Origin of the sequence: Bradyrhizobium sp. (genome assembly GCF_027307225.1) — a bacterium.
Lineage (GTDB): Bacteria > Pseudomonadota > Alphaproteobacteria > Rhizobiales > Xanthobacteraceae > Bradyrhizobium.
On sequence record NZ_DAHUXJ010000140.1, the window covers coordinates 15,191 to 32,553 of the forward strand.

Consider the following 17,363-nt stretch of genomic DNA (forward strand, 5'->3'; position numbering starts at 1 on the left):
AGTTAATTTCCCAGACGAGCTTTGTATCGCTTGCGTCTGCAATACAAATCGAGCTTCCGAACTAACTCTTCGCGCTCGTCACTTGAAACGTTTGGCAGGTAGTACACATACCCGTTTGGTGGATCGAAGTAAAAATCAACATGCACAGACCTTCCAAAGCCCTCATAGGTAACCGACTCGCGGCTGCTTCTTCTAACGATACTACCGTCGTCGAAGTAGTAGGTCGGATGGAATGGAAGCAAATTGCAAAGCCGCATACCCTCTCTTGCCTCGTCTACAACTTCACACCCGCCCGCGCCGCGGCGTGGCCGACATATTTGTTGGTCTGCTGGAACGCATTTTCCAGCGCCTTGGCGGTCGACATGTCGGCAATCTCTTCAAAATGCGCGGCAATGGTTTCCGGCGTCCATTCCGACGGTGGAAAATTCACACCCTCGGTTTCCATGATCCTGATCACGGCAAACGAACCGGCGCCCGCGCCGATGACCATGCGGGTCGGCGCGTCCTCAGCCAGCAGATAAAGCACGGCCGGTGTGATCGCCTCCGGCTTCATCAACTCGAGCGCCTGCGGCGGCAACAGTTCCGCGGTCATTCGCGTCGCTGCCGTCGGCGAAATGGTGTTGACGCGGATGTCGTTCTTCCGGCCCTCCTCCGCCAGCACGTTCATCAGCCCGACGATGCCGGCTTTCGCGGCGCCGTAATTGGCCTGGCCGAAATTACCGAACAGGCCCGACGAGGAAGTAGTGACGACGATGCGGCCATAGTTGCGCTCGCGCATGCCGCCCCACACCGCCTTGCAGCAGTAGAAGGTGCCGGTGAGATGCACATCGATCACCTTGGCGAAGTCGGCGACTTCCATCTTGGCAAAAGACTTGTCGCGCAGGATTCCGGCATTGGCGCACAGCAGGTCGACGCTGCCCCACTCTTTGGTGGCGCGATCGACCATCGCCTGCACCTGTTCGAAGTTGGAAACGTCCGCGCCATCCGCCATCGCCAGGCCGCCGGCTGCGCGGATTTCCTCGACTACGGCCTCCGCCGGCGTCGACGAACCGCCGGTGCCGTCGCGCCCGCCTCCGAAATCGTTGACCACCACTTTCGCGCCGCGGGCAGCTAACCCCAACGCATGGGCGCGGCCAAGGCCATTGCCCGCGCCGGTGACGATGGCGACGCGTCCGTCAAACCTGATTGTCATGGATAAATTCCCGAATTCTCTCTGTTGTCATGCCCGGCCTCGTGCCGGGCATCCACGTCTTGCTTGTGGCCGCACCAATCAGACGTGGATTGCCGGGTCAAAGGATGGTTACGCAAAATAGATCAGGCCGATCCAGTCGGCCACCAGGGCGGGCTTGTCCTCGCCCTCGATTTCGACGGTCACATTGGTGTGCGACTGCAATTCCTTCGGCTTGCGCAACTTTGCTCCGATCAGCCTGAACCGCCCGCGCACGCGCGAGCCCGACCGCACCGGCGAGATAAAACGAAGCTTGTCGAAGCCGTAATTGACGCCCATCGTCGTGCCTTCGATCACCGGCATCACCTCATAGGACATGATGCTAAGCAGCGACATCGTCAGAAAGCCGTGGGCGACCGTGGTCCCGAACGCCGTTTCGCGCCCGGCGCGCTCCGGATCGATGTGGATGAACTGATGATCCTCGATCACATCGGCGTAGACATTGATCCGGCCCTGATCGACCAGATGCCAGGACGATACGCCGATCTCCTGCCCAACCATCGCCTGATATGATGCAAGCGAGACCGGCGGCTTCTTCCAGACTTCGTTCATTCCATCTTCTCTGAAACCTAGAGCTCCGATTCCGAAGTTCGCAAGCATTTGCAGCAACCTCTGATGCGAACTTCGGAATCAAAGGAGCTCTAGCGACCTATTTGATGCTAGTGCGGCTTTGAATTTGAAGTTCCTATGACTAACGTGCCGAGACCTGATAGGAACTTCAAATTCACCGCACTAGTCGGTTCGTACTTTCTGCAATTCCGGAAAGTCTTCCTCGCGGAATTCATCGCCGCGCAGCGGATCGCTGCGATTATTATCGCGTTCGAGGCGGCGCAGATGCACGCGCCGGATTTTCCCGGAAATCGTTTTCGGCAATTCGCCCACGAGTTCAATTCGCCGGATTCGCTTGAATGGCGCAAGCCGCGTGTGGAGGTGAACGAAGATCGATCGCGCCGTGTCGCCGGAACGCTCGGTACCCGGCACCAACAGAACATAGGCCTTGGGAATGGCCAGCCGGATCGGATCGGGGCACGGCACGACGGCAGCTTCCGCGACCAATTCATGTTCGAGCAGGACGCTTTCGAGTTCGAACGGACTGATGCGGTAGTCGGATGACTTGAAGACGTCATCGGAACGGCCGACGAAGGTGAAATAGCCATCCTCGTCGACGAATACCACGTCGCCGCTGCGGTAGACGGCGCCTTCCGCTCCGGACAGGGCGCCATCCTCGCCCTGATAACCCTGCATCAACCCCGCGGGACGGTCGGCGCCGAGCCGCAGCGTGACCTCGCCCTCTTTGGTCGCTTGCCCGTCGGCATCGGTGACTTCAACGCGATAGCCCGGCATGGGGCGGCCCATCGATCCGATTTTCACCTTCTGGCCCGGCGAATTGCCGGCAAGCGCGGTGGTCTCGGTCTGGCCATAGCCATCGCGGATCGTCAGGCCCCAGGCCGAACGCACCTGGTCGATCACTTCGGGGTTGAGCGGCTCGCCGGCGCCGCAGACCTCGCGCAACGATACCTTGAAGTCGGCAAGCTTCTCCTGAATGAACAGCCGCCATACCGTCGGCGGCGCGCATAATGTCGTAACGCCGCATTGTGCGATGGTTGCAAGCAAAGCCTTCGCATCGAAGCGCGGCTGATTGACCACGAAAACGGTCGCGCCCGCATTCCACGGCGCAAAGAAGCAGCTCCACGCATGCTTGGCCCAGCCCGGCGACGAAATATTGAGATGAACATCACCCGGCTGCAGCCCGAGCCAGTACATGGTCGAGAGGCCGCCGACGGGATAGCTACGATGGCTGTGCCGCACCAGTTTCGGCTTCGCTGTGGTGCCGGAGGTGAAATAGAGCAGCATCGGATCGTCGGGTCCCGTGGCACCATCCGGCGCAAAATCTTCCGGAAAATCAGCCGATTTCTCAAACGGAAGCCAACCTTCCTGTGGCGCGCCGGCATTGACGACAATCCACACCAGCTTTTCAGCTCCGAGCCCTTTGAATTTGCCTACCTGATCCTGCGTCGCGACCACCGCTCGCGCCCGGCCACGCTCAAGCCGGTCGCGCAACTCGTCCGGCGTGAGCAAGGTGGTCGCCGGGATCACAACGACGCCAAGCTTGATCGCCGCGAGCATGGTTTCCCAGAGCGGCACGACGTTACCGAGCAAAAGCAGCAGATGGTCGCCGCGCTTCAAGCCCTGCGCCCGCAGAAAATTTGCGACCTGGTTGGAACGCCGCGATAGCGTGGCGAAAGACAGCTTGGTCTCACGGTTGCCGGCATCGACGATCCAGAGCGCCGGCCGATCGCGGCTCTGCGGGTCACGCGCCAGGTCCGCATCGAACCAGTCGAGCGCCCAGTTGAACGGAACGGCATCAGGCCAGCGGAATTCGGCTACGGCTTTGTCGTAATCCGTCCTGTGTTTCAGGAGAAATGCGCGGGCTTGCTGAAAGGTGGTCATCGTTTCTGTCCTTCTAGGACAAGTCAGTTATCTGGTCGCCATCGCGAAGCAATGATGGAAAGGTTTTCATTTGCCGGCCAATTTTCTGACGTGCTGGATGATTCCCGAAAAATCGACACCGCCGTTTCCGGCCGCGTCGAACGCCTTGTAGATTTCCTGCGCATGCTGGCCGAGCGGGGTCGCCGCGCCCGTGGCCTTCGCGGCATCCTGCGCCAAGGTCAGATCTTTCACCATCAACGCCGACGCAAAACCGGGCTTGTAGTCGTTGTTCGCCGGCGATGCCGGGACCGGACCGGGTACCGGACAATAGGACGTCAACGACCAGCATTGCCCGGATGAGGTTGAGGCAACATCAAACAGCGCCTGATGGGAGAGCCCGAGCTTTTCGGCGAGCGCAAAGGCCTCGCTCACCGCGATCATGGAAATGCCGAGGATCATGTTGTTGCAGATCTTGGCTGACTGCCCCGCGCCGGCGCCGCCGCAATGGACAATCTTCTTGCCCATCTTTTCCAGCACCGGCCTGGCGGACGCAAAAGCCTTTTCGGCACCGCCGCACATGAAGGTCAATGTCGCCCCCTTTGCGCCGCCAGTGCCGCCCGAGACCGGCGCATCGATCGAACCGATCCCATGTTTTGCTGCCAGCGCATGCGCTTCCTTGGCGCTTTCGACATCGATGGTCGAGCAATCGATGATGAGCGCGCCATTCGTCATGGCGGGCACGACCTCCCGCCAGACCGCAAGCACGTGCTTGCCCGCCGGAAGCATCGTGATGACGACGTCGGCGCCCTTCACCGCCGTCACCGAGCTTTCGGCGACGGCCGCGCCGTCGGCTTTGGCCTGATCGCGGGAAGCGGCGACGAGATCGAAGGCTATTACCTTGTGGCCGGCCTTGACGAGATTGGCCGCCATCGGGCCACCCATATTGCCGAGACCAATGAATGCAATGCTGACCATCTCAATGCTCCTCGCTGTATTTCTTCTTTCTAGAATACCAGTTCGTCGGCGCCGATCTCTCTAAGATACGGCGCCAGCATTTCGGGCGTCACGTCTTCGATACGCGGCGGCGACCATCGGGGATCGCGATCCTTGTCGATCACGGCGGCGCGCACGCCCTCGCGGAAATCATCGCTCCGGAAGACTTCCAGCGCCGCACGATATTCGCGCACCAGACATTCCTCCAGCGAAGTCGCATGGCGCGCCAACCGCAACAGCTTCAGCGTGACCACCATCCCGCGCGGCGACTTCTCGTTCAACGTCTCCAGCGTCGATTGCGCGAACTCCGAATTGTCGCGCTTGAGATCCGCAAAAATATCCTCCATCCGGTCGTGCGCAAACCAGCGGTCGATATCTGCCCTTCTGGCGGCCACGGGCCCAGCAGTCTCGCCGGTCGTAAAGCCTGCGATGATCTTGTCGACCTCGGCCGAGGTGGTGCCGGTTTCGACTCCGGTCAGACCCTCCCGGAGTGCCGGCAGTTTTGCGGACGGCACGACGTTATCGGCAAAGTGCGCGAAGACCGCGTCCGGCCCGTTCATGGTCTGCCCGGAGAGACCGAAGAATGTGCCGATCTCGCCAGGCGAGCGCGGCAACAGCCAGGTACCACCAACATCCGGAAAAAAGCCGAGCCCGACCTCCGGCATCGCGAGCTTCGTCTTCTCGGTGACGACGCGATGGCGCGCATGAGCGGACAGCCCGACGCCGCCGCCCATGACAAGGCCGTCCATGAACGCGACATAGGGCTTTGGATATTTTGATATCCGCGCGTTCATGACGTATTCCTGGCGCCAGAACACCTTGCCAAGATCCCCGCCGGCTTTTGAGCTTTCGTAAAGCCCGCGGATGTCGCCGCCGGCGCACAAGCCGCGTTCTCCTGCGCCTTCGAGAATTACCACTGCGACGGCGGGATCAGCTTCAAAGCGATCAAGCGCCGTGTCGATGCCTTGCGACATCTCATACGTCATCGCATTGAGCGCTTTCGGGCGATTCAGCCTGATGATACCGGCCGCGCCTTCGCGCCGCATGATCAGATCGCCCTCGGCGTCCGCGACCGCAGGCGCCGTCATCGCGCGCCCTCGATCAGCTTGCGCGCCACGATCAGCCGCATGATCTCATTGGTGCCTTCCAGTATCTGATGCACGCGGAGGTCGCGCACGATTTTCTCGATGCCGTATTCGCTGAGGTAGCCGTAGCCGCCATGCAGCTGCAGCGCCTGGTTGGCGACCTCGAAACCGACGTCGGTACCAAATCGCTTGGCCATCGCGCAGAGCAGCGTCGCATCCGCATCCTTGCGGTCGAGCGCCGCAGCCGCGCGCCAGACAAAGGTGCGCGCCGCTTCCAGTTCGGTCGCCATGTCGGCGATGCGGAATTGCAGGGCCTGGAATTCGTCGAGGCGCTTTCCGAACGCCTTGCGGTCTTTCATGTAGGCGAGCGCGCGGTCGAGCGCGTTCTGGGCCCCGCCGAGCGAACAGGCCGCTATGTTGATGCGGCCGCCGTCGAGCCCGGCCATTGCGATCTTGAAGCCGATGCCTTCGTCACCCAGGCGGTTGGCGACCGGCACGCGCGCATTCTCGAACACCACCGCGCGGGTCGGCTGCGCATTCCAGCCCATCTTGCGCTCGTTGGCGCCGAGCGAGAGACCCGGCGTGTCGCCTTCGACCACGAGCGTGGAAATGCCGGCGGGACCACCCTCGCCAGTCCGCACCATCACGACATAGAGATCGCCGCGGCCCGCGCCGGAAATGAACTGTTTCTGGCCGTTGAGGACGTAGTGGTCGCCGTCGCGCACCGCGCGCGTTCGCAAGGCGGCGGCGTCCGATCCTGAGCCGGGCTCGGTCAGGCAGTAGCTTGCGAGGTATTCCATGGTGCAAAGCTTCGGCAGCCACCGCCGGCGCTGGACGTCGTTACCGAAGGCATCGATCATCCATGACGCCATGTTGTGGATCGAGATGAAGGCCGACACCGTTGGGCAGCCTTGCGCCAGCGCTTCGAAGATCAGCGCCGCATCGAAGCGTGTCAGCGCCGAGCCTCCGACATCGTCACGGATATAGACGCCGCCAATGCCGAGCCTGGCGGCCTCACGCATCACATCGACCGGGAAATGCTTCTCCTCATCCCAGCGGATCGCATGCGGCGCGATTTTCTCCGCGGCGAAATCCCGCGCCATCTCGCGAACCGCAACCTGGTCCTCGGTGAGTGCGAATTGCATGTCTCGGCTGTGTTTCCCTGCTTTAGCCAGTCGCACCGGTGGTCATTGCCTGCGACAAACGCAAAGCGTTTGCGCAAGGGAGCAATGCGACGAACCGTTCCAGACTGCCATTTCTGGAGGGATTCCTGGATTGCTTCGTTGCACTCGCAATGACGGAAATCCTCAGTTCATGATCGGCATCGCGAAGTCAGCCCCGTCCTTGATACCGGAGGGCCAGCGCGCCGTTACCGTTTTGGTCTTGGTATAGAAGCGAACCGAGTCCGGCCCGTATTGGTTGAGATCGCCGAAGCCGGAACGCTTCCAGCCGCCGAAGGTGTAGTAAGCGACCGGCACCGGGATCGGCACGTTGATGCCGACCATGCCAACATTGACCCTGTTGGCAAAATCGCGCGCGGCATCGCCGTCGCGGGTGAAGATCGCAACACCGTTGCCGTATTCATGCTCTGACGGCAGCGCGAGTGCTTCCGCATAATCCTTGGCCCGCACCACGGAAAGCACGGGGCCGAAAATCTCTTCCTTGTAGATGCGCATGTCCTTGGTCACGTTGTCGAACAGACAGCCGCCCATGTAGAAGCCGTTTTCATAACCCTGCATCTTGAAATTACGGCCATCGACGGCGAGCTTTGCGCCCTCCTTGATGCCGATTTCGACGTAGTTCTTGACGCGCTGCAGCGCTTCACGCGTGACAAGCGGCCCGAAATCGGCCGTCGAATCCAGCGAAGGCCCGATCTTCAGGTTCTCAACGCGCGGAATGAGCTTTTCCATCAGCCGATCGGCGGTGGTCTTGCCGACAGGCACGGCAACGGACACCGCCATGCAACGCTCGCCCGCCGCGCCGTAGCCGGAGCCAACGAGCGCATCGACGGTCTGATCCATGTCCGCATCTGGCATGATAATGAGGTGGTTCTTGGCGCCACCGAAGCACTGGGCGCGTTTGCCGTTCGCAGCCGCGCGCTCGTAGATGTATTGCGCGATCGAGGACGAACCGACGAAGCCCACGGCGGCGATATCGTGGTCATCGAGGATGGCGTCCACGGCCTCCTTGTCGCCGTTGACGACGTTGAGGATGCCGGGCGGCAGGCCTGCTTCCAACATCAACTCAGCGAGTTTCATCGGCACGCCGGGATCACGCTCGGAGGGTTTCAGGATGAAGGCATTGCCGCAGGCGATCGCGGGCGCGAACTTCCACATCGGGATCATCGCCGGGAAGTTGAAAGGGGTAATGCCGGCGACCACACCGAGCGGCTGACGCATCGAATAGAGGTCGATTCCCGGACCGGCCCCCTCGGTGAATTCGCCCTTCATCAATTGCGGAATGCCGATCGCGAACTCCACGACTTCCACGCCACGCAGAATATCGCCCTTGGCGTCGGGGAAGGTCTTGCCGTGTTCACGCGCCAGCAATTCGGCCAGCGCGTCATTGTCGCGGGCCACCAACTCGAGGAATTTCATCAGGACGCGAACCCGCCGCTGCGGGTTGGTCGCGGCCCACTCAGGCTGAGCTGCCTTGGCGTTTTCGACGGCAGCGCGCATTTCGGCTTTGGAGGCCAATGCGACCTGCGCCTGAACCTCGCCGGTCATCGGCTGAAAGACGTCCGCGAACCGGCCCGATGTGCCCTTGACCTCGCGGCCGCCGATGAAATGACCGATCATACGCATGCGTTCCTCCCGGAATCTTGAAGTGATTGGCCCGCTTCCAGCACCCGTTTTCCGGGTTCGGCGGCGATACGGACCGGCGCGCCGATTTTACTAGTGCTCCGATTCCGAAGTTCGTCATATTGCGGCTCCACGTTTACGAACTTCGGAATCAAAGGAGCGCTAGCCAATCATAGACTCTAGTGCGGTTTAGAATTTGAAGTTCCTATGACGAGATTACCGCGAAACTGATAGGAACTTCAAATTCACCGCACTAGTGTCCCGGTTCTGGCATCTTGCAGGCTTTGACCTGTTTGAAAAGGTTTTTTCTGCGCGGGAGGGATGCGCGAAAATGGCGCTTTACCGCGTCTTGTCGCTCCTTAGACCAACGTCGAATAAGCGTTGCTTGGTTAGGCCGAAGCCGTGGTCCTTCCGGCCGATTTCTTCGCGGCCACAGGCTTTGCACGCTCCAGAATGGCTTCACGGCCCGACTTGAGGATCTCGTCGGAAAATTCGCCGCTCCCGGCGACGCGGGCCATCACCAGCGTGCCCATCATCGTGGCCAGGGTGGCCATCGCCCGCTTCCGTGCTGCCTTGGGTGGTGTGCCGTGAAATTGCTTCGCGAGCATCTCGACCATTTGTTCCATTCGCCCCGCAAACGCCTTCCGCGTCTTGGCGCTTTCGCGCGCGATTTCGGCTGCCAGCGCCGGCACCGCACAACCCTGGCCGGGATTGTCGCGGTGTTCCGCCGACAGATAGCTATTCACAATCCCCGAGAGACGCTTCTCTGCCGACGTTCCCTCCGACTGCTTTCGCCAATGCTCGGTCGAGCGGTCCATCGCATGCGTGAAGGCCTCGATCATCAAGGCATCGCGCGAATCGAAATGGGCGTAGAAGCCGCCATGGGTCAGCCCGGCCTCCTTCATGAGATCGGCTACCCCGATGCCATGGGCGCCCCTTTCGCGGAGCTTGATCGAAGCCCGCTTTACGATTCGGGCATGTGTCTGAAACTTATGTTCCTTGGAGTAACGCATCGGAGTCTCATGATATGTTCAGGGTCATATAATAACGCCGGCCGCCTTTTAGCACCCGCCGCCGGATACCGCACGCTATTTCATCTGGTTTCGGCGTTGGTATCCCATCATCATCAATTTTTGACGCTGTGCACCCAAGTCATCGCAACGGGCGCCCGTTCCATCTTGACAACGGTGTCTTTTACCGGGGAACTGGAATTCTTCCCGCGGAACGAGGTCCCCCATGCAGATGCTCAACTCACACAGCGGCGTCGATCGCGATTCACGCGGCCTCGTGCGTCTGACAATTTGCAACGCTGGTCCGCTCAACATTCTGGGGTCGGACGTCATCCGCGCCGTCCGCGAAGGGCTTGAGACACTGGCGGCCGACCGTCAAATCCGCGTGTTGGTGCTGGCCGGCGAAAGCCCAAAGAGCATGATCGGCGGCGCCGACATCAAGGAGATGGCCCGCCTCGACCAGCACTCCGCTGAAAAGTTCATCACAGGCCTGCGCGATCTCTGCGAAGCCGTGCGAAACTTTCCCGCGCCGGTCATTGCCCGAATGCCCGGATGGTGCCTCGGCGGCGGGCTCGAAGTTGCGGCGGCGTGCGATTTCCGCGTCGCGGCATCTGACGCTAAATTCGGAATGCCGGAAGTCCGCGTCGGGATTCCCAGTGTCATCCACGCGGCATTGCTGCCGCGCCTGATCGGCTGGAGCCGCGCGCGCTGGCTGGTCATGACCGCCGAAAACATCGATGCCGCCACGGCGCTTGCCTGGGGTCTCGTCGATGTCGTCGCCGCCAAAGATGGCCTCGATGCCGCGGTCGAGAAGGTGGTCGAAGCGCTGTTGAAATGCGGACCGGAAGCGCTGCGCTCGCAAAAGGCCCTGCTCCGGCAATGGGAAGAATTGCCGCTCACCGAATCTGTCGACTTGAGTATCGGGGTGTTCGGCCGCTCGTTCCTGACCGAGGAGCCGAAACGGTTGATGCAGGAATTCATCAACCGGAAGCGTTGACGGCCCGTTCGTTGATCGGACCACAGAAACATCCGATCAAGACATTTTGTCATCAGACGCATGTGTAGTTGTCATCGGGACCGTCCATTGCAAATTTTTGCGGTGCATTATATGACATGCATAATCTATCCGACTCTTTCCTGAAGAGGATCACCATGGCCGCCACCTCCGATCCCGTCGTCATCATTTCCGCCGCCCGCTCTCCGCTCGGGCGGTTCATGGGCGACCTTTCGCCGTTTAGCGCCCATCAGCTCGGCGCTCATATCATTCGGGCGGCGCTCGATCGGGCCAAGCTCGAGCCGGAACGGATCGATGAGGTATTCATGGGCTGCGTGTTGCCGGCTGGACAGGGTCAAGCGCCTGCACGGCAGGCTGCGCGCGGCGCCGGACTGCCGGACGCGACCGGGGCGACCACCATCAACAAGGTATGCGGCTCCGGCATGAAAGCGACGATGCTGGCCCACGATATCATCCGTGCCGGCTCTGCTGACATCGTGGTGTCCGGCGGCATGGAGAGCATGTCCAACGCGCCGTATCTGCTGGCGAAGGCACGCGGCGGCTATCGCGTCGGCCATGACCGCATCATCGACCATATGCTGCTTGATGGCCTGGAAGACGCCTACGAGGCCGGCCGCTCGATGGGCGATTTCGGCGAAGCAACCGCGGAGGCCTATCAGTTTACGCGGGCCGCGCAGGACGAATATGCGATGGGAACGCTGACGCGCGCCCGCAACGCGGTGGAAGGCGGCGCCTTCAAGGTCGAAATCGTGCCGCTGACGGTCACGGAAAAGGCAGGTCCACGCGCCATCGGCAATGACGAAATTCCGATGAAGGTCGATCCCGCCAAGATTCCCGGGTTGAAGCCGGCGTTCCGGGCCAACGGTACGATCACGCCGGCCGCGTCTTCGGCCAATGCCGATGGCGCTGCGGCGCTGGTGATTGCCAGGCGGGCGCTCGCCGACCGCGAAGGCCTGCCGGCCCTGGCGGAGATCAAGGCCCACGCCACCCATAGCCAGGAACCGCAATGGTTCACCACCGCGCCGATCCCGGCGATCCGCAAGGTGCTCGACAAGGCGGGCTGGAGCGTCGGCGATGTCGATCTGTTCGAGATCAACGAGGCCTTTGCGGTAGTCGCGATGGCGGCGCAGCGCGATCTTGGAATCCCGCGCGACAAACTTAACGTCAATGGCGGCGCCTGTGCGTTGGGTCACCCGATCGGGGCGACCGGCGCCCGCCTCATCGTCACGCTGCTACATGCGCTCGAGGCGCGAAACCTCAAACGCGGTGTCGCCGCTCTCTGCATCGGCGGCGGCGAAGCCACTGCGATCGCGGTCGAGCGGATCGCCTCCTGATCAGCGACGTCCGAAAATGAGGGAACTAAGTCATTTCGGTCATGCAATGATCGGGGCAATGTGCACATCCGATAAATCGAGCTAACTCCGGGGGTGAACTTGATTTCGAACTGGCTTTCGTCTGCGCTTGGCCGCCGGGACATTCACTACGGCTGGGTCATGGTCGGCGTCACCTTTCTCACCGCGCTGGTCACCGCCGGCGCCGTCGGCGCGCCCGGCGTCTTCATCGTGCCGTTGCAGAAGGAGTTCGGCTGGAGCACCGCGGAGATTTCATCCGCACTCTCGATCCGCTTCGTCCTGTTCGGCCTGATGGCGCCGTTCGCGGCGGCGCTGATGAACCGCTACGGCCTGCGCAATGTCACGTTGTCGGCGCTTCTGGTCGTGGTGTCCGCCTTGGTGGCCTCGCTCGCCATGACGAAAGTCTGGCATCTCCTGCTGCTGTGGGGCGTCGTGATCGGCATCGGCACGGGGATGACCGCACTGGTTCTCGGCGCGACGATCGCTGCGCGCTGGTTCAATGCGCGGCGCGGTCTCGTGGTCGGGATCATGACCGCGAGCACCGCAACCGGACAACTGGTGTTTCTGCCACTGCTCGCCGGCATCACCGAGCGGATGGGCTGGCGCGTCGCGCTGTCGTTCGTCTGCGTCATGCTGGGGGTCGCCGCCTTCGCGGTGCTGATGTTGATGCGCGACCGGCCGAGCGATCTCGGCTTGCGCCCGTTCGGCGACAAAGGCACCGAGCCGCTGCCGGCGCTTCCGCCGAGTAACGCACCAATCATGGCGGCCGCGCTCGGGACCCTGCGCGATGTGTCGCGGACGCGGACGTTCTGGATCCTGTTTGCGACCTTCTTCATCTGTGGCGCCTCGACGAACGGCCTGGTCCAGGTCCACCTGATCCCGATGTGCCTCGATTTCGGCATCCCGCAGGTGCAGGCCGCGAGCCTGCTCGCCGCCATGGGCATCTTCGATTTCTTCGGCACCATCTGCTCCGGCTGGCTGTCGGACCGCTACGACAACCGCTGGCTTCTGTTCTGGTATTACGGCCTGCGCGGGCTTTCGCTCCTGATGCTGCCCTTCACGGACTTCTCGTTCTACGGCCTGTCGCTGTTTGCGATGTTCTATGGGCTGGACTGGATCGCGACCGTGCCGCCGACGGTACGGCTGAGCGCGCAGCGCTTCGGCGCCGAGCGGGCCAATCTGGTGTTCGGCTGGGTTTTCGCCGGCCATCAGATCGGCGCGGCCTTTGCAGCGTTCGGTGCCGGGCTGTCGCGGACGCTGCTCGCAACCTATCTGCCGGCGTTCTTCTTTGCCGGTGCGCTGTGTGTGATAGCATCCGTGATGGTGCTGACGATTTCCCGACCGGCGCCAAAGCCGCTTGTGGCAAAGCCCGCCACGGCGTGACGCGCTTAAGGCCTCGTCGTCATCTTGGCGGGCGAACCAACGTTGCGTAATGGCTCGGCAAGACGCGCGAATTCGCAGAGCAGCGAGCGCGTCTTGCGCGGATCGATGATCTCTTCGACCCAGAATTTTTCGGCGGTGCGAAACGGAGAGCGCAGCTTGTTGAGCCGGTCCTCGATTTCTTCGAGCTTGGCTTGCGGATCCTCGGCCGCATCGATGTCGGCGCGATAGGCCGCCTCGATGCCGCCCTCGAGCGGCAGCGAACCCCAATAGGCTGAAGGCCATGCGTAACGCATCGAAAAGCGGTCAGCGGGCTGATGCACCACGCCGGCGACGCCAAAGGAATTGCGCACGATGACGGTGCACCAGGGAACGGTCGACTGATTGACGGCGGCCATGGCGCGCACGCCATGACGGATGGTAGCGGCCTTCTCGGCCTCGAGCCCGATCATGAAGCCGGGACAATCCATCAGGTAGACCACCGGCAGATGGAATGTCTCGGCGAAGTCGACCCAGCGAACGACCTTCTGGCAGGCATCCGCCGTCCACGATCCGCCGTAGTGGAAGGGATCGCTGGCCAGCACCATCACCGCCCTGCCCTCCAGCCGCGCCAGCCCGACGATGACCGGACGTCCGAAATTGGCGCCGATCTCGAAGAACGAATCCTTGTCGATGACCGCGTTGATGACGGGGCGCATCTTGTAGACCTGCCGGCGGTTGCGCGGCACGGCTGACAACAATAATTCCTCCGAGCGCTCCGGATCGTCGTTACAGGGAAGCGTCGGCGCCATCCCGTAAACCGACGACGGCAGATAGGACAGGAAACGCCGCGCACAGGCGAAGGCTTCCTCCTCGGTTTCGACCGCCTGATCGATGCTGCCGGCGCGCGTCTGGATGTCAGCGCCGCCGAGTTCCTGTTTGCCGAGATCCTGGCCCAGGCGCTTCACCACCGGCGGGCCGGCAACGAACATCGCCGACTTCTTGGTCATGACCGAATAATGGCTGGCGGCAAGCCGCGCTGCCCCCAATCCCGCGACGGATCCGAGCCCGAGACCGACCACCGGCACACGCGCAAGGTTGGCGGTCGTGTAGGCGTACCATCGCGTACCGCCGATGCCGCCAGGCAAATTGGCCGCGCCCTTGGTCTCGATGGTTTTCACTGAGCCGCCGCCGCCGGAGCCTTCGATCACGCGGATGATCGGCAGCCGAAAATCATGCGCCATCTCTTCGGCCATCAGGGGCTTCGCCGAAATCGAGGCGTCGGCTGAACCGCCGCGGACTGTAAAGTCGTCGCCGACCACGACCACGGTGCGGCCATCGACCTTGCCACGGCCAAAGACGCAATTGGCCGGCGTGACGTTGGTCAGTTCGCCCTTCTCGTCATATTCGCCGATGCCAGACACGGCGCCGATTTCGTGGAAGGTGTTGCGGTCGAGCAGGCCCTCGATGCGCTCGCGAACGGTAAGACGGCCCTGATCGTGTTGGCGCTTGACCTTGTCAGCTCCGCCCATCTGGCGTGCCAAGGCTTCGCGCCGGGCCAGTTCGTCGAGCTCCGGCTTCCAGTTCATTCTTATTTTTTCTCCGGGAGACTGACGAGTTGATCGCAAGGCAACGCCTAGCCGCACTAGGCCGGCGCTCCCTGCGCACGCTGGCGGAACAATGCGCTTTCGCCATCCTCCAGCAGCGCCCGGATGGAAACGCTCAACTCAAGAAGCCTTGGCGCCACGTCCTTATGCAGACGCATCTCGTCGTAGATATTGGAAAGAAGGCCGATCGTGACTACGACATAAGTCTGATAATGCGGCGACCAGAGCGGAATGGCCAGCCCGTTGATATGCGGACTCCACAATCCGCAACTCGTAACATAGCCCCGCTCGCGCAACGAGTAGCGGTCGGCATCCAGCCGCGGTCGCAACAGCTTCGCGCTGTCGGGAATTTCACGCTCCATATCGACAAGCAGAGCCTCAGCCGATTCGTGCGTAAGTGCCGCCGCATAAGCATGACCCGCCGCGGTGCTCGCGATCGCAATTCGCGTGCCCGACGTCGACGAAAGACCGATCGCGTTGGCGGCGCGGCCAACCTCGAGATAGACGAGATGGAAGCGGTCCGGAATGACGAAACCGACCGTGCCAGGCAATTGGTCCGCCACTTCCTGCAGGCGCATTCGGATCAGGTGGCGCAACTGCAAGCCGCGCATCATCGAGGTCGACATCGCGACCGCGCTCGGACCAATCCGGTATTTCTGATCGCGCGGCAGATAGACGAGTTGCCCCATTCGCGTCAACGTGTGCGTCAGGCGCGAGACCGTCGAACGCGGCAATCCGCAGCGGCTGGAGATTTCCAGATTGCCAAGTCTTGCTTCGTGTCCCTCGAAGCAACGCAGAATGTCGAAGGCACGCGACACGACTTGAATGACATCGCCCTCGCCGGCTGCTTCATGCGCAAGCGCTCCCTGCCTGCTCAGCCGCTCTGAGCGCCGCCCCATGCCAACCTCCTATTCCGCATAGCGGAACTAAATTCCACTTTGATGGACAAACTAGCTCAGGCAATCTGACGCGACAACCTAACTATAAGTCGGCTGCATCGATGTTTCGAACAGCGGACTCTGTTCGCATAGCGAAACGTGGAACCTGGGATGCCAGAGATCGAGATCGTCACCGAAGTCGCGGGCCGCGTCTGCACGCTTGCCGTTCAGGCCGGCGCACGTGTCGGCAAAGGCGACGACATCGTCGTCGTCGAAGCGATGAAGATGGAGATACCGGCGGCATCGCAGGCGGCCGGAATTGTCAAATCGATCCTGGTCAAGGTCGACGATATGGTCAGCGAAGGACAGGCCGTCGCTGTTATCGAGACCTGACTAGCGGAGTGGATTTGACATTCGCTACCCACCTGGCGGCGAATTCGCAAGGCGAATGTCAAATCCTAAACTCCACTAGAAACATAAATTTGCTAGTGGTCCTTTGATTCTAACATTCGCAAAAGTGCGTGCTGAGAAGGGATGCGCATGTTGTAATCGGACCACTAGGCCCTCAGACCACCTGCTCGACCGGCTGCATGTCGATGTCGAACGTTTCCAGAAATTTCGAGGTCATGATGTAGAAGCCGACCGAAAGCTGCAATTCGATCAACGCTGCCGGCGTGAGTTTTGCGGCAACGGCGTTGAAGGTGGCATCGCTCGGGCGTCGAAGGCGGATGATCTCGTCGGTGAAGGCGAGTGCCGCGCGCTGCACTTCGTCAAAGCACGTCGCACGCTCCCAGTTCTCCAGCGCCGCATTCTGCTCGTCGGTAACGCCGACATTCTTGCCGATGCGCTGGTGCGCCACAATCTCGTAAGGCGCTTCGCACAAAATCCCGGTTCGCGTGATCGCGAGCTCCCGCACGATCGGATCAAGTTCGCCGCGGTGACGGATCGCGCCGCCCAGCCGACAGTATTGTTCGAAATAGCTCGGCGAGTGCGCCATCATGCGGAAGATGTTGGCGTTGCGGTTCTTGCCCAAAATTTCCTTGGTGCGTTCGTTCGATTTCGAAGTATCGCAATAGTCGATGCGGGCCATGGATCACCTCGGATTTGGTTTTCGAGCTGGACTAAAGCGCGATGGGATCAAGTTGGACCACCATAGCGCAGGTTATTGTTTACGCATGATCTTTTCGGAAAACCGCTACGCGCTTTTCCGGATCGTGCCTTAGCGGCGGGAAGCAGCGCGCGAGCGCTGCGGGAATGGCACAGTGGCCGCCTTGACCTCAACCGGCTCTTCCTCGTCGCGCCTCGCCACGCACATATCGCCTTGCTTGCGCCGCGTCTGCCAGGGCAACACTATGTTGAGCCAGAGCTCGCGGGTCCCCATGATCGAGATTGCGATGCCAAAGGGGACCATGAAGTAGAGAATGCGAAAGACAACCAGCGTGGCAAGCAACTGCTCGCGGCCGAACTGCGGAAGCGCAATCAGCATCGCGACATCGAACACGCCGAGCGAACCGGGTGCGTGACTGGCGAAGCCGAGTAGCGTGGCGAGAATGAAAACAACCGCCAACGACAGGAAATCGATATCGGGCTGCGCCGGCATCAGCA

Annotated in this window: 14 protein-coding genes and 2 pseudogenes; 4 read left to right on the forward strand and 12 right to left on the reverse strand. The window is 61.5% G+C overall.

Annotated elements, in window-relative coordinates; all coding sequences use genetic code 11:
* Positions 1-274 precede the first annotated feature (274 nt).
* From M6D32_RS23335 to M6D32_RS23370, 8 genes are all read right to left on the reverse strand, one after another.
* Positions 275-1,192, reverse strand: coding sequence for an SDR family NAD(P)-dependent oxidoreductase (locus tag M6D32_RS23335; protein WP_298260730.1), 918 nt, complete (start codon positions 1,190-1,192; stop codon positions 275-277).
* A 108-nt stretch (positions 1,193-1,300) separates the two neighbouring features.
* Entirely contained in the window at positions 1,301-1,780 is a 480-nt protein-coding gene (locus tag M6D32_RS23340; protein ID WP_298260732.1) for a MaoC family dehydratase, read from the reverse strand.
* Between the two features lie 180 nt (positions 1,781-1,960).
* On the reverse strand, positions 1,961-3,679 hold the full coding sequence (locus M6D32_RS23345; RefSeq protein WP_298260734.1) for an AMP-binding protein: 1,719 nt from the start codon (positions 3,677-3,679) through the stop codon (positions 1,961-1,963).
* Between the two features lie 66 nt (positions 3,680-3,745).
* On the reverse strand, positions 3,746-4,669 hold the full coding sequence (mmsB, locus tag M6D32_RS23350) for a 3-hydroxyisobutyrate dehydrogenase (RefSeq protein WP_298260756.1): 924 nt from the start codon (positions 4,667-4,669) through the stop codon (positions 3,746-3,748).
* Positions 4,663-5,739 carry an enoyl-CoA hydratase/isomerase family protein gene (locus M6D32_RS23355; RefSeq protein WP_298260736.1) on the reverse strand — a complete coding sequence of 359 codons (1,077 nt, stop codon included), beginning with the start codon at positions 5,737-5,739 and terminating at the stop codon, positions 4,663-4,665. Before M6D32_RS23355 ends, mmsB begins: the two co-directional genes overlap by 7 nt.
* Positions 5,736-6,881, reverse strand: coding sequence for an isobutyryl-CoA dehydrogenase (locus M6D32_RS23360; protein WP_298260738.1), 1,146 nt, complete (start codon positions 6,879-6,881; stop codon positions 5,736-5,738). Before M6D32_RS23360 ends, M6D32_RS23355 begins: the two co-directional genes overlap by 4 nt.
* Before the next feature lie 162 nt (positions 6,882-7,043).
* Positions 7,044-8,540, reverse strand: coding sequence for a CoA-acylating methylmalonate-semialdehyde dehydrogenase (locus tag M6D32_RS23365; RefSeq protein ID WP_298260740.1), 1,497 nt, complete (start codon positions 8,538-8,540; stop codon positions 7,044-7,046).
* A 386-nt stretch (positions 8,541-8,926) separates the two neighbouring features.
* Positions 8,927-9,550 (reverse strand): TetR/AcrR family transcriptional regulator, encoded by a 624-nt coding sequence (locus M6D32_RS23370; protein ID WP_298260742.1) that lies wholly within the window; start codon positions 9,548-9,550, stop codon positions 8,927-8,929.
* Between the two features lie 223 nt (positions 9,551-9,773).
* On the opposite strand from M6D32_RS23370, the gene M6D32_RS23375 reads away from it, so the two are divergent.
* The 3 genes from M6D32_RS23375 to M6D32_RS23385 all read left to right on the forward strand — a co-directional run bounded on the left by M6D32_RS23375 (position 9,774) and on the right by M6D32_RS23385 (position 13,297).
* Positions 9,774-10,544 (forward strand): enoyl-CoA hydratase, encoded by a 771-nt coding sequence (locus M6D32_RS23375; RefSeq protein ID WP_298260744.1) that lies wholly within the window; start codon positions 9,774-9,776, stop codon positions 10,542-10,544.
* A gap of 155 nt (positions 10,545-10,699) precedes the next feature.
* Positions 10,700-11,896 (forward strand): acetyl-CoA C-acyltransferase, encoded by a 1,197-nt coding sequence (locus tag M6D32_RS23380; RefSeq protein ID WP_298260746.1) that lies wholly within the window; start codon positions 10,700-10,702, stop codon positions 11,894-11,896.
* A gap of 99 nt (positions 11,897-11,995) precedes the next feature.
* Positions 11,996-13,297: an MFS transporter gene (locus tag M6D32_RS23385; protein WP_298260758.1), complete on the forward strand. Its 1,302-nt coding sequence runs from the start codon at positions 11,996-11,998 to the stop codon at positions 13,295-13,297.
* A 5-nt stretch (positions 13,298-13,302) separates the two neighbouring features.
* On the opposite strand, the gene M6D32_RS23390 is transcribed toward M6D32_RS23385, so the two are convergent.
* Complete coding sequence (locus tag M6D32_RS23390; RefSeq protein ID WP_298260748.1) at positions 13,303-14,862, reverse strand: carboxyl transferase domain-containing protein; 1,560 nt, start codon at positions 14,860-14,862, stop codon at positions 13,303-13,305.
* Positions 14,792-15,779, reverse strand: a pseudogene (locus M6D32_RS23395) (helix-turn-helix domain-containing protein). Before M6D32_RS23395 ends, M6D32_RS23390 begins: the two are co-directional and overlap by 71 nt.
* A 150-nt stretch (positions 15,780-15,929) precedes the next feature.
* Between M6D32_RS23395 and M6D32_RS23400 the strand changes: the two are divergent.
* Positions 15,930-16,151 carry an acetyl-CoA carboxylase biotin carboxyl carrier protein subunit gene (locus M6D32_RS23400; protein ID WP_298260750.1) on the forward strand — a complete coding sequence of 74 codons (222 nt, stop codon included), beginning with the start codon at positions 15,930-15,932 and terminating at the stop codon, positions 16,149-16,151.
* Between the two features lie 172 nt (positions 16,152-16,323).
* Here M6D32_RS23400 and M6D32_RS23405 read toward each other — a convergent pair whose 3' ends face one another.
* The gene (locus M6D32_RS23405; RefSeq protein WP_298260752.1) at positions 16,324-16,848 is read right to left on the reverse strand and encodes a carboxymuconolactone decarboxylase family protein; all 525 of its coding nucleotides are present in this window, start codon (positions 16,846-16,848) and stop codon (positions 16,324-16,326) included.
* A gap of 129 nt (positions 16,849-16,977) precedes the next feature.
* A pseudogene (locus M6D32_RS23410) lies at positions 16,978-17,363 on the reverse strand (UPF0104 family protein); the annotation flags it as partial.

Coding starts and splice junctions, on each gene's coding strand:
- M6D32_RS23335 (WP_298260730.1), bottom strand. CDS start 1,192: ATGACAATCAGGTTTGACGGACGCGTCGCCATCGTCACCGGCGCGGGC.
- M6D32_RS23340 (WP_298260732.1), bottom strand. CDS start 1,780: ATGAACGAAGTCTGGAAGAAGCCGCCGGTCTCGCTTGCATCATATCAG.
- M6D32_RS23345 (WP_298260734.1), bottom strand. CDS start 3,679: ATGACCACCTTTCAGCAAGCCCGCGCATTTCTCCTGAAACACAGGACG.
- M6D32_RS23355 (WP_298260736.1), bottom strand. CDS start 5,739: ATGACGGCGCCTGCGGTCGCGGACGCCGAGGGCGATCTGATCATGCGG.
- M6D32_RS23360 (WP_298260738.1), bottom strand. CDS start 6,881: ATGCAATTCGCACTCACCGAGGACCAGGTTGCGGTTCGCGAGATGGCG.
- M6D32_RS23365 (WP_298260740.1), bottom strand. CDS start 8,540: ATGCGTATGATCGGTCATTTCATCGGCGGCCGCGAGGTCAAGGGCACA.
- M6D32_RS23370 (WP_298260742.1), bottom strand. CDS start 9,550: ATGCGTTACTCCAAGGAACATAAGTTTCAGACACATGCCCGAATCGTA.
- M6D32_RS23375 (WP_298260744.1), top strand. CDS start 9,774: ATGCAGATGCTCAACTCACACAGCGGCGTCGATCGCGATTCACGCGGC.
- M6D32_RS23380 (WP_298260746.1), top strand. CDS start 10,700: ATGGCCGCCACCTCCGATCCCGTCGTCATCATTTCCGCCGCCCGCTCT.
- M6D32_RS23390 (WP_298260748.1), bottom strand. CDS start 14,862: ATGAACTGGAAGCCGGAGCTCGACGAACTGGCCCGGCGCGAAGCCTTG.
- M6D32_RS23400 (WP_298260750.1), top strand. CDS start 15,930: ATGCCAGAGATCGAGATCGTCACCGAAGTCGCGGGCCGCGTCTGCACG.
- M6D32_RS23405 (WP_298260752.1), bottom strand. CDS start 16,848: ATGGCCCGCATCGACTATTGCGATACTTCGAAATCGAACGAACGCACC.